Source organism: Streptomyces thermocarboxydus (genome assembly GCF_024760485.1).
Classification (GTDB): domain Bacteria; phylum Actinomycetota; class Actinomycetes; order Streptomycetales; family Streptomycetaceae; genus Streptomyces; species Streptomyces cellulosae.
In genome coordinates this window covers 1,774,508-1,789,291 of the sequence record NZ_CP058273.1, presented here as the reverse complement: position 1 = coordinate 1,789,291, position 14,784 = coordinate 1,774,508, and the positions used below count along the sequence as shown (strand labels likewise).

Here is a 14,784-nt window from a genome sequence, read left to right as displayed (position 1 = left end):
GTTAAGGGATCCCTAAAGGGGGCCTGTGAATGTGCGGAAGGTTACAGCCCCGGAATCCGGCCGTTGCGGAACAGGTCGAGGAAGATCTGGTGGTCCCGGCGGGCCCGCGCCCCGTAGTCGTGGGCGAAGTCCACCAGGAGCGGCACCAGCGCGTTCTCGTCGGCCGCGATCGCCGCGTCGATGGCCCGCTCCGTGGAGAACGGCACCAGCGACTCTCCGGAGGTGTCGTCCGCCGCCGCGTGCATCGCCGCCGTCGCCCGGCCCAGGTCGGCGACCACCAGCGCCATCTCCTCCGGGTCGTCCAGGTCGCTCCAGTCCAGGTCCACCGCGTACGGCGAGACCTCGGCGACCAGCTGCCCGGCGCCGTCCAGCTCGGTCCAGCCCAGCCACGGGTCGGCGTGCGCCTGCAGGGCGCGCTGGGAGATCACCGTGCGGTGCCCCTCGTGCAGGAAGTACTCGCGCACCGCCGGGTCCGCGATGTGCCGGGAGACGGCGGGCGTCTGCGCCTGCTTGACGTAGATCACGACGTCGTTCTCCAGGGCGTCGCTGTGCCCCTCCAGCAGGATGTTGTACGACGGCAGCCCGGCCGAGCCGATGCCGATGCCCCGGCGGCCCACCACGTCCTTCACGCGGTAGGAGTCCGGGCGGGCCAGCGAGGAGTCCGGCAGCGTCTCCAGATAGCCGTCGAACGCGGCCAGCACCTTGTAGCGCGTGGCGGCGTCCAGCTCGATCGCGCCGCCGCCGGCCGTGAAGCGGCGCTCGAAGTCGCGGATCTCCGTCATCGAGTCCAGCAGCGAGAACCGGGTCAGCGACCGGGCGTCCCGCAGCACGTCCAGCAGCGGCCCCTGCGCGGTGTCCAGCGTGAACGGCGGCACCTCGTCGTCCTTCGCGCCCGTCGCCAGGGCGTGGATCCGCTCCCGGTAGGCCGCCGCGTACACCGACACCAGGTCGGTGATCTGCGCGTCGCTGAGCGCCTTCGCGTAGCCGATGAGCGCCATCGACGCCGCGAACCGCTTCAGGTCCCACAGGAACGGGCCGACGTACGCCTCGTCGAAGTCGTTGACGTTGAACACCAGGCGGCCGTTGGAATCCATGTACGTGCCGAAGTTCTCCGCGTGCAGATCGCCGTGGATCCACACGCGTGAGGTGCGCTCGTCCAGGTACGGCCCGCTGTACGCGGCGCCGCCGCGCCCGGAGTGCTCGGCGGACAGGTCGTGGTAGAAGAGGCTCGCGGTCCCGCGGTAGAAGGCGAACGCCGACGCCGCCATCTTCCGGAACTTCACCCGGAACGCGGCCGGGTCGGCGGCCAGGAGCTCGCCGAAGGCGGTGTCGAGGACGGCGAGGATCTCCTCGCCGCGGTGCTCGTCGCTGAGCTGCGGGACCGGCATCGCTGGGTGCCTCCTGGTGCGGGATCGGGGGACGGCCGTGCCGTCGCCTGCCTAACGTGCGAAGGCGCGCGGGAGTGCCCGGCGCCCCGCCCCGAAGGTACGCGGGGAAGGGCTCCGGGTGTCAGTGCCGGGGCATAGACTTCCGAGCTGTCCCCCGGGACCCGTCCACCCGCTGCCGATGAGATCTCCCTGGAGGCCGCACCGTGTCGAAGCCGCCGTTCACGCACCTGCACGTCCACACCCAGTACTCGCTGCTGGACGGTGCCGCGCGGCTGAAGGACATGTTCAACGCCTGCAACGAGATGGGCATGACGCACATCGCCATGTCCGACCACGGCAACCTGCACGGGGCGTACGACTTCTTCCACACCGCCCAGAAGGCCGGCGTCACCCCGATCATCGGCATCGAGGCGTACGTCGCCCCCGAGTCCCGGCGCAACAAGCGCAAGATCCAGTGGGGCCAGCCGCACCAGAAGCGGGACGACGTCTCCGGCTCCGGCGGCTACACCCACAAGACGATGTGGGCGGTGAACAGCACCGGACTGCACAACCTCTTCCGGCTCTCCTCCGACGCCTACGCCGAGGGCTGGCTGCAGAAGTGGCCCCGCATGGACAAGGAGACCATCGCCAAGTGGTCGGAGGGCATCGTCGCCTCCACCGGCTGCCCCTCCGGCGAGGTCCAGACCCGGCTCCGCCTCGGCCACTTCGACGAGGCCCTCAAGGCCGCCGCCGACTACCAGGACATCTTCGGCAAGGACCGGTACTTCCTGGAGCTGATGGACCACGGCATCGACATCGAGCACCGGGTCCGCGACGGCCTGCTGGAGATCGGCAGGAAGCTCGGCATCCCGCCCCTGGTCACCAACGACTCGCACTACACGTACGCGCACGAGGCCGCGGCGCACGACGCGCTGCTGTGCATCCAGACCGGCAAGAACCTCTCCGACCCGGACCGCTTCAAGTTCGACGGCACCGGCTACTACCTGAAGTCCACGGACGAGATGTACGCCATCGACTCCTCGGACGCCTGGCAGCAGGGCTGCGCCAACACGCGGCTGATCGCCGAGATGGTCGACACCACGGGCATGTTCGTCAAGCGCGACCTGATGCCCAAGTTCGACATCCCCGAGGGGTACACCGAGGTCAGCTGGTTCCGCGAGGAAGTCATGCGCGGCATGAACCGCCGCTTCCCCGACGGCATCCCGGACGACCGCATGAAGCAGGTCGAGTACGAGATGGACACCATCATCTCGATGGGCTTCCCGGGCTACTTCCTCGTCGTCGCCGACTTCATCATGTGGGCCAAGAAGCAGGGCATCGCGGTCGGCCCCGGCCGTGGCTCCGCGGCCGGCTCGATCGTCGCCTACGCCCTCGGCATCACCGACCTCGACCCGATCCCGCACGGCCTGATCTTCGAGCGGTTCCTCAACCCCGAGCGCATCTCCATGCCCGACGTCGACATCGACTTCGACGAGCGCAGGCGCGTCGAGGTCATCCGGTACGTCACGGAGAAGTACGGCGCCGACAAGGTCGCCATGATCGGCACGTACGGCACCATCAAGGCGAAGAACGCCATCAAGGACTCCGCGCGCGTCCTCGGCTACCCGTACGCGATGGGCGACCGCATCACCAAGGCCATGCCCGCCGACGTCCTCGGCAAGGGCATCCCGCTGTCCGGCATCACCGACCCCTCGCACCCCCGCTACTCGGAGGCCGGAGAGGTCCGCGGGATGTACGAGAACGAGCCCGACGTGAAGAAGGTCATCGACACCGCCAAGGGCGTCGAGGGCCTGGTCCGGCAGATGGGCGTGCACGCGGCCGGCGTGATCATGTCCAGCGAGACCATCACCGACCACGTCCCGGTCTGGGTCCGGCACACCGACGGCGTGACCATCACGCAGTGGGACTACCCGAGCTGCGAGTCGCTCGGCCTGCTGAAGATGGACTTCCTGGGCCTGCGCAACCTCACCATCATGGACGACGCCGTCAAGATGGTGAAGGCCAACAAGGGCATCGACATCGACCTGCTGTCGCTGCCCCTGGACGATCCCACGACCTTCGACCTGCTCCAGCGCGGCGACACCCTCGGCGTGTTCCAGTTCGACGGCGGCCCCATGCGCTCCCTGCTCCGGCTGATGAAGCCGGACAACTTCGAGGACATCTCCGCCGTCTCGGCCCTGTACCGGCCGGGCCCGATGGGCATGAACTCGCATACGAACTACGCCCTGCGCAAGAACGGCCAGCAGGAGATCACCCCGATCCACCCCGAGCTGGAGGAGCCGCTCCGCGAGGTCCTGGACGTCACCTACGGCCTGATCGTCTATCAGGAGCAGGTGCAGAAGGCCGCCCAGATCATCGCCGGCTACTCGCTCGGCGAGGCCGACATCCTCCGCCGTGTGATGGGCAAGAAGAAGCCGGAGGAGCTGGAGAAGAACTTCGTCATCTTCCAGGCCGGCGCCCGCAAGAACGGCTACAGCGACGAGGCCATCCAGGCGCTGTGGGACGTGCTGGTGCCGTTCGCCGGCTACGCCTTCAACAAGGCGCACTCCGCCGCGTACGGACTGGTCTCGTACTGGACCGCCTACCTCAAGGCGAACCACCCCGCCGAGTACATGGCGGCGCTGCTCACCTCGGTGAAGGACGACAAGGACAAGTCCGCGGTCTACCTCAACGAGTGCCGCCGCATGGGCATCCGGGTGCTCCCGCCGAACGTGAACGAGTCCGAGTCCAACTTCGCCGCCCAGGGCGACGACGTGATCCTCTTCGGCCTCTCCGCGGTGCGCAACGTCGGCACCAACGTGGTGGAGTCGATCATCAAGTGCCGCAAGGCCAAGGGGAAGTACACGTCCTTCCCGGACTACCTCGACAAGGTCGACGCGGTCGTCTGCAACAAGCGCACCACCGAGTCGCTGATCAAGGCCGGCGCCTTCGACACCCTGGGCCACACCCGCAAGGGCCTCACCGCGCAGTACGAGCCGATGATCGACAACGTGGTCGCGGTCAAGCGCAAGGAGGCCGAGGGACAGTTCGACCTCTTCGGCGGCATGGGCGAGGAGCAGAGCGACGAACCGGGCTTCGGCCTGGACGTGCAGTTCACCGACGAGGAGTGGGACAAGACCTACCTGCTCGCGCAGGAGCGCGAGATGCTCGGCCTGTACGTCTCCGACCACCCGCTGTTCGGCCTGGAGCACGTGCTGTCCGACAAGGCCGACGCGGGCATCTCCCAGCTCACCGGCGGCGACTTCGGCGACGGCGCGGTGGTCACCATCGGCGGCATCATCTCCGGCCTCCAGCGCAAGATGACCAAGCAGGGCAACGCCTGGGCGATCGCCACCGTGGAGGACCTCGCGGGCTCCATCGAGTGCATGTTCTTCCCGGCGACCTACCAGCTCGTCTCGACGCAACTGGTCGAGGACGCCGTGGTGTTCGTCAAGGGCCGGCTCGACAAGCGGGAGGACGTGCCCCGGCTGGTCGCCATGGAGCTGATGGTCCCCGACCTGTCCAACGCGGGCACCAACGCGCCCGTGGTGCTGACCATCCCGGCCACCCGCGTGACCCCGCCGATGGTGAGCCGGCTCGGCGAGATCCTCACCCACCACAAGGGCGACAGCGAGGTCCGCATCAAGCTCCAGGGCCCGACGAAGACGACGGTGCTGCGGCTCGACCGGCACCGGGTCAAGCCCGACCCGGCCCTGTTCGGCGACCTGAAGGTGCTGCTCGGCCCGTCCTGCCTGGCCGGTTAGGCGCCGGCCTCCGACGCGCCGGAGGGGCGCACCCGCGACGGGTGCGCCCCTCTTCCTGTGCTGCCGGGCCGCAACGGCCCTTCACACGTGTGTCAGTTGTGGCCGAAGCGCTTCTGCCGGCCCTTGCCGGGGCCGACCTCGCCGGGCACCACGTGCGTGGTGCGCTGCTCGTCCGGGGTCTCCAGGGTGGACGTCTGCGCGGCGCGCGGGGCGCGCTCGGCCTGGGGCTGCTTACGGTCACGGTTCTTGTTCTTGGCCATGGTGTTGCCTCCTGTGGGGACTAGGGGCCAGGGCCGAATTCAGATTCACATAAGCCGATAACACCCGCATGTCGGACAATTACCGTCTGTAGTGGGGCTGTCGGGGGAGGAAGTGTGGAAACGCCACGCCGAAGATCGAGTTCGGGCCGTTAAGACAGGCGGGGTCGGGCAGACTCGAAGGAAGCCCGAAGCCAAACCTCCCGGAAAGAGGGTGGATCGCGTGGACCGCTGCATCGTCCTGGTGGACGCCGGGTATCTGCTGGGGGCCGCCGCGAGTCTCCTCGCCGGGGAGCCCTCACGGTCCCGGATCACCGTGGACCACGCCGCCCTGATCCAGGGACTGCGTGACCGCGCCGAGAACGACACGCGCCGGCCGCTGCTGCGCATCTACTGGTTCGACGGCGCCCCCGACCGCGTCCCGCAGCCCGAGCACCGCCGGCTGCGCGTGATGCCCCGGGTCACCGTCCGGCTCGGCGCGCTGACCCGCAGCGACGGGCGCTGGGCGCAGAAGGGCGTGGACGCGGCGATGCACGCCGAGCTGACCGAGCTCGCCCGCAACCGCGCCTGCTCCGACATCGTCCTCGTCACCGGCGACGGCGACCTGCTGCCGGGCATGATGGCCGCCAAGGAGCACGGGGTCGCCGTGCACCTGTGGGCGGTGCAGGCCGCCGACGGCGACTACAACCAGTCCGAGGACCTGGTCGCCGAGGCCGACGAACGCCGGGTCCTGGACCGGGCGTGGATCACCCAGGCCGTGCGCGCCAAGGAGATCGGCGGGGTGTGCGCGCCGCCGCCCGCGACCCGGCCCGAGATCGCCGCGATCCTCTCCGCGCCGCTGCCCGACTCCGCCCTCGCCCCCGCCGCCGAGCGCGCCCCCGCCGAGCCGCGCCATGCGGCAGCCGCGCACGCCGCGCACAACGGCACCGTGGAGCGCGCGCCCGCGGCCAAGGGCGTGCCCACCCCGAAGGACCTGGCCGCGCTGCGCCACCCCGGCCTGCACCAGCCGCAGCAGCCCGCCTCCGCGACCCTGCGGTGGTCCTCCGACAAGGGCTGGGTGGACCGGCCCGTCGCCGAGCCTCCGGAGGCCGCGTCCATGCCGACGCTGGCGCAGCTGACCACGGCGGAGCAGCGGTGGGCGGACCGCGAGGAGGACATCACCACCGTGGGCGGCGACCCCTTCGAGGTGGGGCAGGTGTTCGCGCGGCGGTGGGTGGAGCGGCTGGGCGACCAGGGGCATGTGCGGAAGCTGTCCGCGATGTATCCGCGGATCCCGCACCGGATCGACGGGGAGCTGTTGCGGTACGCGGCGCGGTTCGGGCTGCTCGCGCACAAGGACGACCAGATCGACGAGCGGGATCGGTACGCCATTCGGGCGGGGTTCTGGCGGGAGCTGGACACACGGACGGGAACGGAACGCGCGTCCGCGGGGGAGTAGAGCCGCGGCGGCTTCGAGGGCGGGGGCGGTGCACCACCCGTCTCGCGCAGTTCCCCGCGGCCCTTTGGCGGCGGGGCTGAGGGCCGGTGAGTACGGCCGGGGCCGTGGCGGGCTGCTCGCGCACTTCCCCGCGCCCCTGAGGGTGCTTAGGTGACCGCGGCCCTGAAAGCACCGCGGTTGATCGCGCCCCAAAGGGGCGCGGGGAACTGCGCGACCAGCCACGACGTACCCGCAGATGCGACTGAAGGGGCGCGGGGAACTGCGCAGAGAGCCACCAGGCACCCGCAGGGACACCTCACGCGCGGGGAAACGCCGCCCACTCCTTGATGGCGAAGCCATCCCCCCTCGGGCGGATCTCCGCCGCGCTGTGGCCGGGCCAGTGGGCGGGGACGACCAGTTCACCCAGGTCCGCGGCGCGGGCAAGAAAAGCCCGCCGCGTCTTCGCGGCCAGCCGCACGTCGTCGCAGAAGCAGCTGTTCCACTCGGGCTCCAGCACCTGCACAGGACTGTGCAGCATGTCCCCCACGAACACCGCTCGGTCCGCGCCCGACCGCAGCGTCAGCGCGGACGACCCCGGCGTGTGCCCAGGCGCCGCCTCCAGCAGCAGATTGCCGTCGATACGGTGCCGGTCCTCCCACAGCACCAGTTGCCCCGCTCGCTCGACCGGCGCGATGCTGTCCTCGAACACCAGCCGGCTCCCCTCCCACCGCACACGCTCGTGGTCGTCCCGCGGCGCCCGGCCGCCCCCGGGACCCGGACCCGCCGGGTCGAAGTACCGGTGATCGGCACGCGGCACCAGATACGTCGCGTGGGGGAACGTCGGCACCCACTGCCCGTCGAGCCACCGCGTGTTCCACCCGACGTGGTCGTAGTGGATGTGGGTGTTGACGACGACGTCGACGTCCTCGGGCTCGACGCCGGCCGCCCGCAGACGGTCGAGGAAGTCCGTGCGGAGATGCGCGAACTGCGGCACCTGCGGGCGGTCCCGCCCGTTGCCGATCCCCGTGTCCACCAGGATCGTCCGCCCCTCGCTGCGCAGCACGAACGTCTGCACGTGGCAGCGGTACGCGTCGTCGGCCGGCGTCCAGAAGTCGGGCGCCAGCCAGTCCTCGTTGCGCCGCCAGGTCTCCTCGTCGCTGTCCGGGACGATGAAGCGCGCGGTGCGGACGGGGCCCGACCACTCGATCACACGGATGATCTCGACGTCGCCGAGCACTATGCCGGGTGCGGGTGCGGGTGCGGACATGGCTGGACCTCCAGGAAACGGGACGTGCATCAGGCCGGGCCGACCTCGCCCGGGGCCGCGTACCGGGCCAGGAACGTGCGTACGGCCTCGTCGATCACCACGTCCGGGCCGGGCCCCTCGGCGGTCTCCTCGGTGAAGGCCATGACGCGCGGCCAGACGAGGAACTCCTGGACCAGGCCCATGAACTGCCGTGCGGCGAGGCGCGTGTCCGGGCAGTGCAGCCGGCCGGCGCGGACCAGGGCGTCGAGACGTTCGGTGAACGCCGCCACCACCGGCCCCTTGCCCAGCCGGTGGAACTCGTCCGCGATCCACGGCAGCCGGGCGGACTCCGCGACCACCAGCCGTGCGAAGAGGATCTGGTCCGTCTCGTCGGCGAAGCGTCGCAGCGACCGGGCGAAGGCCCGCAGCACCTCCTCGGCGCCCGCGTCCTCGCCGTCCCCGGCCGGCCGCCGGTCCTGGTCGGCGAAGGCCGCGAACGCCGCCCAGTGGTCGCGCACCATCTCCCGGAACACCGCCTCCTTCGACCCGAAGCGGTTGTAGACGGTCTGCCGGGAGACGCCGGCGCGCTCGGCCACCCGCTCCAGGGAGACCCCGGCGTACCGGTCGGCGAGGAACAGCTCCTTCGCCGCGCGCAGGATCTTCAGGTCCGAGGCCGACCTGCGGCGCTCGGCGCCCGGGGCCGGGGCCGGGGCGTCCTCCGTACGGGCGGTCATGCGGGCTCCCTTCCTCGCCGTGGCTCTGGACTTTACAGTACAGTCCAATTCCGGCGGTCCGCACGCCGTCGGAGGGGCCGATCCCTCCCCCGGTGTCCGGTGCGTCCCCCCGGACGGGGCCGGGCGGAAGGGTGACCCGGGAGCGGGGGGACGGGGGCGACCCCGTAGGCTCGTCCCTTGTGAGTACGCGCGCGGCACAGGCACATCGGCACGGTGGCGACGTCGTGTGTGCGGTGCGCGGGCTGACCAAGACCTATCCGGCGGTGCGCGGACGGCGCGGGGTGCCGGCGACGCCCGAGGTGCGGGCCACCGACGACGTGGCGCTCGACGTCCGGCGTGGTGAGATCTTCGGCCTGCTCGGGCCGAACGGCGCCGGCAAGTCCACCCTCGTACGGCAGATGACCGGCCTGATGCGGCCCGACAGCGGCAGCGTCGAGATCCTCGGCCACGACATCGTCCGCCACCCCGAGCGGGCCTCCCGCATCCTCGCCTACCTCGGGCAGGAGTCCAGCGCGCTCGACGACCTGACCGTGTCCCTCGCCGCCGAGACCACCGGCCGGCTGCGCGGGCTCGACGCCCGGCAGGCCCGCGCCGAACGGGACGACGTGCTCGACGAGCTGGGCCTCGCCGCCCTCGCCTCCCGCCCGCTGCGCAAGCTCTCCGGCGGCCAGCGCCGGCTGGCCTGCTTCGCCGCCGCGCTGGTGGGGCAGCGGCCGCTGCTGGTGCTCGACGAGCCCACCACCGGCATGGACCCCGTCGCCCGGCGCGCCGTGTGGTCCGCCGTCGACCGGCGGCGCGCCGAGCACGGCACCACGGTGCTGCTGGTCACCCACAACGTCATCGAGGCCGAGACCGTGCTCGACCGGGTCGCCGTGCTCGACCGCGGCCGCGTCATCGCCTGCGACACCCCGAACGGCCTGAAGGAACAGGTCGCCGGGGAGGTCCGGGTCGAGCTGGTGTGGCGCGAGGCCGCGCCGCTGCACGTGCCCGAGGTGGCCGCGCTGCGCGACCGGGCCGCCGAGTCCGGCCGCCGCTGGACCCTGCGGCTCGCGCCCGAGGAGGCCCGCACCGTCGTCGCCACTGTCACCGGCGGCGCCGCCTTCGCGGCCCTCGACGACTTCACGCTGGCCACACCCAGCCTGGAGGACGTGTACCTGGCGCTGGGCGGCGCCGTGCGGCAGGGACTGGTGAAGGCGTGAGCACACGGGCCGTGGCATCCGTACGGAACGGGGCGACCTCCGGAGCGGCTCCGGACGGATCTCCGAGCGAAGGGGAGCAGCACGACGTGAGTGTCGTACCCGCCGGCGCCCTGCCGGCCGGCGTCCTGACCGCGGAGGAGGCCGCCCCGGCGCGGCCCGCCGCGCTCGGTCCCCGCGCACGGCTGTGGCCGTCCCTGGCGGCCGTGTACCGGGCGCAGCTGTCCCGGGCCCGGGTGGCGCGGATCCCGCTGCTGTTCGTGGCGACCTTCCAGTCCGTCGGGATCATGATCCTGATGCGCGGGGTCGTCGACGGCGGCGGCGAGGCGCGCGCCGTGGTGGCCGGATCGTCGGTGCTGGTCGTCGCCTTCGTCGCGCTCAACCTGCTCGCCCAGTACTTCGGCCAGCTCCGCGCCAGCGGCGGACTCGACCACTACGCCACCCTGCCCGTGCCGCCCGCGGCCGTGGTGCTGGGCGCCGCCGGCGCCTACGCGTCGTTCACCGTCCCCGGCACCGTCGTCACCGCCGTCGTGGGCTGCGCCCTGTTCGGGCTGCCGCTCGCGCACCTGTGGATCCTCGTCGCGGTGATCCCCCTCGCGGGCGCCGCGCTCGCCGGGCTCGGCGCCGCCCTCGGACTGCTCGCGCCCCGCCCCGAACTGGCCACCCTGCTCGGCCAGCTCGGCATGTCGGCGGCGCTGCTGCTCGGCGTGCTGCCGCCGGAGCGGATGCCGCAGGCGGTCCGCCTCGCCCGTGACCTGCTGCCCTCGACGTACGGCGTCGAGGCCTTCGCGCGGACCTTCGCCCCGCACCCCGACTGGGCCCACGTCCTCGGCGACCTCGCCGTGTGCGGCATGGTCGGGGTGATCTCGCTGGCCGTGGCGACCCGGGCGTACCGCAGGGCCGCCGTCCGGTGACGCGGCCCACAGGGACGCCTGGCACGATGGCAGGGTGAGCGCACCTCTGACACCCCCGCCACCGCACGACCCCTCCGCGCACGAGCCGTGGCAGCCGCCCTCCGGCGCCCCCGCGGGCGCGCACCGCTACGACGGGAAGCCCGGCCACGCCGCGTACCCGCGGCACGGCTGGTGGCACGACGAGGACGGCCCGGGCATGGCGAAGGAGATCCGTGAGGCGGCCGTGGTGGCCGTGGCGGTGGCCCTCGGCGGGGTGCTGCTCGGGGTGCTGTGGTGGTGGCTCGCGCCGCGCGTACCGCTGGTGGGCGACGCCTCGGGCGACTCCTGGGTGGTCTACCTCAAGGACTCGGAGGGCGAGCAGAGCATCGGCGTGGACGGCACGTTCACGCTCGTCGCGCTGGGCTGCGGCGCGCTGAGCGCCCTGGCGGTCTTCCTGTTCCGCCGGCGCGGCGGCGTCCCCCTGGTGGTGGCGCTGGCGGTCGGCGGACTGCTCGGCTCCGTGCTGGCCTGGCGGCTCGGGGTGTGGCTCGGCCCCTCCCAGGACGTGATCGCGCAGGCGAAGAGCGTGGGGAAGGGCGTCACGTTCGACGCCCCGCTGAAGCTGAACGCGAAGGGCGCGCTGCTGGCGTGGCCGTTCTCCGCGCTGGTGTTCCACCTGGGCCTGACGGCGCTGTTCGGACCCCGCGACCCGGAGGAGTGGCTGCCGCCCGGCGAGCAGCAGCCGCCCCGGTGAAAGTGCCTAGGCCGGGCGCCGTCCGTGGTTGGCCCGCCGCTTCCTGATCCGCCATCTGCGCTTGCGCGTCCGCTTCGACATACCTTCCGTACATAGCCGAGGGCGCGAGGGCCGTCGAGGTACGGAACAGGCCGTCCGGGGCGCGGAGGCGTCCCCGGCCCTCGGCTGCGTCCTGGCCGCCGCCCTGGCCGCCGGCACGCTGTTCGCCCGGCCGCCTGCTCCGGCACGGACAGCAGTGCCTCGCCCGAGTCGGACGCCTCGTCCACGGTCGGCGAGCACGGCCTCGCCGACCGGACGTGGGGCCCCGGAAGGGATGCCGGTGCTGCCGTCAGGGCGGGCGGGTACCGTGCGCGGGCCGACTGGCGGCCTCCGCCCCGGACCGCGCGAACCGTGGGCCGGGGCGTGGCGGATGCCGTGGGGCGGAGGGCGTTGTGCGGGCCTGGCGCGGGGAAGGCTGCGCCGCGGCCGGCGGGGCGCGTGGTCCGCGGGTTCCGCGCCGGCGGGCCCGGAGCTACACCCGGCCGATCGGGGCCAGGACCGCCGAGGTGAGGTTCGCCAGGTCGGCGGGGGCGAGTTCGACCTCAAGGCCGCGGCGGCCCGCCGAGACGCAGATCGTCTCGTGGCGGGTGGCCGATTCGTCCAGCACCGTCGGCAGCTTCTTGCGCTGGCCCAGCGGCGAGATGCCGCCCCGCACGTACCCCGTGGTGCGCTCCGCCAGCGCCGGGTCCGCCATCGACGCCCGCTTGCCGCCGGCCGCCGAGGCCAGCGCCTTCAGGTCGAGCTGGCCCGCGACCGGAACCACCGCCACGGTCAGGGCGCCGTCGACGTCCACCACCAGCGTCTTGAAGACCCGGTCGGGGGAGACGCCCATCGCCTCGGCCGCCTCCTCGCCGTAGCTCGGGTGGGAGGGGTCGTGGTCGTAGGAGTGCACCGCGAACGGCACCCCGGCCGCGGTGAGCGCCACCGTGGCGGGCGTGCCGTTGGACTGCTGCTTCTTGGACTTCTTGGCCATGCCGGTCGCCGCTCCGCAAGCGTGAGTGCGCGTCAGTACGCGTCAGTTGAGACTCGTCGGCGTCCGCGTCAGCTCCGACGCGGGCAACGACGGAAGACTACGGATGATCGCCGTCTCCGTGCGCAGCAGTTTCAGCTCGTCGCGCAGCCGGGACGCGGTGTCGGGCGCCTGGAGCAGCCGCTGCCGCGTCGGCGTGTCCAGCATCATCGCGGCGGCGACCAGGTACGACACCACGCTGGGCTCGTCCGGCAGCTCCGCGTCCGAGGTCAGCGACCGCTCCCGCGCCCCCGCCAGCCGCTTCTGGTACTGCCGGAACGCCCGCAGCACACCCTCCGCCAGCGGCCCCGCCTCCTCGCCCGGTTCCTCCTCCAGCGGTTCCAGCTCGGCCGTGAGGAAGGGACCCGAGGCGTCCACCGACAGCAGCCGCACCCGGGTCGTGCCGGTCGCCAGCACTTCGAAGGTGCCGTCGGGCCGCTCCCGGATCGTCGCCGCGTCCGCGACGCACCCCACCTTGTGGAAGGCGCGCAGCGGGTCCGCGCCGAAGCCGGCCGCCGGGCCCCGCTCGGGCACGGCCGTGGCGTCGGGCAGCCCGGGGGCGCTCGGCGCCACCTCGAGGCCGTCCCGGATCGCCACCACGGCGAACTGCCGCGGCTCGTCCTCCGGGGTCTTGAGAAGCTCGCGCATCATGGCGCGATAACGCTCCTCGAAGACGTTGAGCGGGAGCACGAGCCCCGGGAACAGCACCGTGTTCAGGGGGAAGAGCGGAAGCCGGACGGTGGTCACGACGCAAGAGCCTAATGGCCGCCGGGCTCCGGGCGTCCGCGACGTTCGCTCCCCGGACGCCCGGACACCATGCCGGAGGCGTCCGTTCCGCTCGTTCCGGCGCCCGACACGACCGCCCGCAGCACCTCCTGACGGACCTCCAGGAACCGCCCGAGCGGGTCGTCGGCGTCCCGGTCCCAGGGGAACGAGGTGGCGTACGGGCCGGTCAGCCGGAACTGCTCCAGCGCGTCCCGGCTCCGCCCGAGCCGCACCAGGACATACGCGAGGAGATTGCGCAGCTCGGCCGGCCACGGCTGGGCCGACGGCAGCCGCGCGGACAGGACGGCCGCCCGGTCGGCGGCCGCGTCCAGCCGTGCCCGCTCGACCGCCGGGCCGCAGCCGTCGGTGAGGTAGCCGAACGCCGCCCGCAGCGGCAGCGCCTGGGTCAGCGAGCTCTCGGGCGCGTCCTGCGCCGCCGTCTCGGCGAAGTCGAAACACTCGCGGTGCGAGCCGTGCCAGGAGGACGCCAGGTAGCGTAGCGCCGCCACGTGGCAGCCGGGGTGGTGCGGGGCGCGGCGCACCGCCGCCGCCCACAGTTCCTCGACGTACGTGTGGCCGGCCCGAGCGCCGCGCGCGTGGTCCAGGGCCAGCCGCCAGGGCACCGGGTCGCGGTGGTCGGCGCGGGCGGCGGCGGTGATCAGCGGGCTGACCTCGCGCAGCAGCTCGGCGCGGGCGGGGGAGTCCCAGGCCCGGTCCACCGCGCGCTGGGCGTCCACCAGCAGCGCGTCCGGGTCGCGCGGGGCGCGGGACCGCCAGGCGTCCAGCCACTCGGGGCGCGACCGCGCGAACGCGGCGAGGCGGCGGACGTAGCGGTCGCGGTGCTCCCAGGCGGCCCGGCGACGGGTGGCGGCGAGCAGTTCGGCCGCGGGGGCGGGGTCGCCCGCGGCGGCTCCGAGCAGGGCGTGGCCGAGGGAGTCGTCCGGCACGTCGAGGAGGACCTGGTCGTCGGCGGGCAGCGCGGTGTCGGCGGAGGGCGCTGGGGTGCCCGTCCGCTTTCCTCGGGTCCCCTGGGGGCGGGACGTGCGGGTGAACGCGTGCAGTGGAGCCATGGTGTCGACCATTGAAAGACCGCAGGTCACGCGGGCGCCATAGTCCGCGCGGAACTCATGGAAAGTTGTACGGGGAGTGGTCAAGGGAGGGTAAAAACGGGGGCTCCTGGGGGCGCGCGGGTTGTTGTGCGCCACCTCTGTCACACGTGCACCGTGTCCGGGCGGACGTCGCGCAGTTCCCCGCGCCCCTTGAGGATGACTCGTGTCCCGTGCGTTCACCGGTCCCGGTGGTTACCTCGCCTCGCGCAGTTCCCCGCGCCCCTGAGGGGGGCA

General features: G+C 72.6%; 12 protein-coding genes. 5 read left to right on the top strand and 7 right to left on the bottom strand.

The features are described 5' to 3' along the window. Positions 1-41: 41 nt before the first annotated feature. Positions 42-1,388, bottom strand: coding sequence for a DUF2252 domain-containing protein (locus AY578_RS08375; protein ID WP_028960764.1), 1,347 nt, complete (start codon positions 1,386-1,388; stop codon positions 42-44). Between the two features lie 203 nt (positions 1,389-1,591). On the opposite strand from AY578_RS08375, the gene dnaE reads away from it, so the two are divergent. Next, positions 1,592-5,131 carry a DNA polymerase III subunit alpha gene (gene dnaE / locus AY578_RS08370; protein WP_019521926.1) on the top strand — a complete coding sequence of 1,180 codons (3,540 nt, stop codon included), beginning with the start codon at positions 1,592-1,594 and terminating at the stop codon, positions 5,129-5,131. Positions 5,132-5,223: 92 nt separating this feature from the next. Here the strand turns inward: dnaE and AY578_RS08365 are convergent, their stop codons facing one another. Further along, complete coding sequence (locus AY578_RS08365; protein WP_019521925.1) at positions 5,224-5,391, bottom strand: hypothetical protein; 168 nt, start codon at positions 5,389-5,391, stop codon at positions 5,224-5,226. Between the two features lie 220 nt (positions 5,392-5,611). On the opposite strand from AY578_RS08365, the gene AY578_RS08360 reads away from it, so the two are divergent. Beyond that, positions 5,612-6,826 carry an NYN domain-containing protein gene (locus AY578_RS08360; RefSeq protein WP_020699971.1) on the top strand — a complete coding sequence of 405 codons (1,215 nt, stop codon included), beginning with the start codon at positions 5,612-5,614 and terminating at the stop codon, positions 6,824-6,826. Positions 6,827-7,121: 295 nt separating this feature from the next. Here AY578_RS08360 and AY578_RS08355 read toward each other — a convergent pair whose 3' ends face one another. Further along, the gene (locus tag AY578_RS08355; protein ID WP_019521923.1) at positions 7,122-8,072 is read right to left on the bottom strand and encodes an MBL fold metallo-hydrolase; all 951 of its coding nucleotides are present in this window, start codon (positions 8,070-8,072) and stop codon (positions 7,122-7,124) included. 29 nt (positions 8,073-8,101) lie between these two features. Then, positions 8,102-8,785: a TetR/AcrR family transcriptional regulator gene (locus AY578_RS08350; protein WP_028960762.1), complete on the bottom strand. Its 684-nt coding sequence runs from the start codon at positions 8,783-8,785 to the stop codon at positions 8,102-8,104. Between the two features lie 224 nt (positions 8,786-9,009). Here AY578_RS08350 and AY578_RS08345 point away from each other — a divergent pair, with 224 nt between their 5' ends. From AY578_RS08345 to AY578_RS08335, 3 genes are all read left to right on the top strand, one after another. Next, positions 9,010-9,984, top strand: coding sequence for an ABC transporter ATP-binding protein (locus AY578_RS08345; RefSeq protein ID WP_026243379.1), 975 nt, complete (start codon positions 9,010-9,012; stop codon positions 9,982-9,984). An 86-nt stretch (positions 9,985-10,070) separates the two neighbouring features. Further along, complete coding sequence (locus AY578_RS08340; protein WP_019521920.1) at positions 10,071-10,895, top strand: ABC transporter permease; 825 nt, start codon at positions 10,071-10,073, stop codon at positions 10,893-10,895. Between the two features lie 34 nt (positions 10,896-10,929). Then, positions 10,930-11,628: a hypothetical protein gene (locus AY578_RS08335; RefSeq protein ID WP_019521919.1), complete on the top strand. Its 699-nt coding sequence runs from the start codon at positions 10,930-10,932 to the stop codon at positions 11,626-11,628. Between the two features lie 511 nt (positions 11,629-12,139). Here AY578_RS08335 and ybaK read toward each other — a convergent pair. From ybaK to AY578_RS08320, 3 genes are read right to left on the bottom strand one after another with little or no spacing between them, the layout of a single operon-like run. Beyond that, positions 12,140-12,640, bottom strand: coding sequence for a Cys-tRNA(Pro) deacylase (gene ybaK / locus AY578_RS08330; protein WP_136237758.1), 501 nt, complete (start codon positions 12,638-12,640; stop codon positions 12,140-12,142). Between the two features lie 42 nt (positions 12,641-12,682). Continuing rightward, on the bottom strand, positions 12,683-13,423 hold the full coding sequence (locus AY578_RS08325; protein ID WP_019525448.1) for an LON peptidase substrate-binding domain-containing protein: 741 nt from the start codon (positions 13,421-13,423) through the stop codon (positions 12,683-12,685). A gap of 11 nt (positions 13,424-13,434) precedes the next feature. Beyond that, entirely contained in the window at positions 13,435-14,523 is a 1,089-nt protein-coding gene (locus AY578_RS08320; protein ID WP_258902219.1) for a hypothetical protein, read from the bottom strand. Positions 14,524-14,784: the final 261 nt, after the last annotated feature.

What these genes read in the sequence shown, in the direction of transcription:
- AY578_RS08375 (WP_028960764.1), bottom strand. Translation starts at nt 1,388, where the DNA reads ATGCCGGTCCCGCAGCTCAGCGACGAGCACCGCGGCGAGGAGATCCTC.
- AY578_RS08350 (WP_028960762.1), bottom strand. Translation starts at nt 8,785, where the DNA reads ATGACCGCCCGTACGGAGGACGCCCCGGCCCCGGCCCCGGGCGCCGAG.
- ybaK (WP_136237758.1), bottom strand. Translation starts at nt 12,640, where the DNA reads ATGGCCAAGAAGTCCAAGAAGCAGCAGTCCAACGGCACGCCCGCCACG.
- AY578_RS08320 (WP_258902219.1), bottom strand. Translation starts at nt 14,523, where the DNA reads ATGGTCGACACCATGGCTCCACTGCACGCGTTCACCCGCACGTCCCGC.
- AY578_RS08365 (WP_019521925.1), bottom strand. Translation starts at nt 5,391, where the DNA reads ATGGCCAAGAACAAGAACCGTGACCGTAAGCAGCCCCAGGCCGAGCGC.
- AY578_RS08355 (WP_019521923.1), bottom strand. Translation starts at nt 8,072, where the DNA reads ATGTCCGCACCCGCACCCGCACCCGGCATAGTGCTCGGCGACGTCGAG.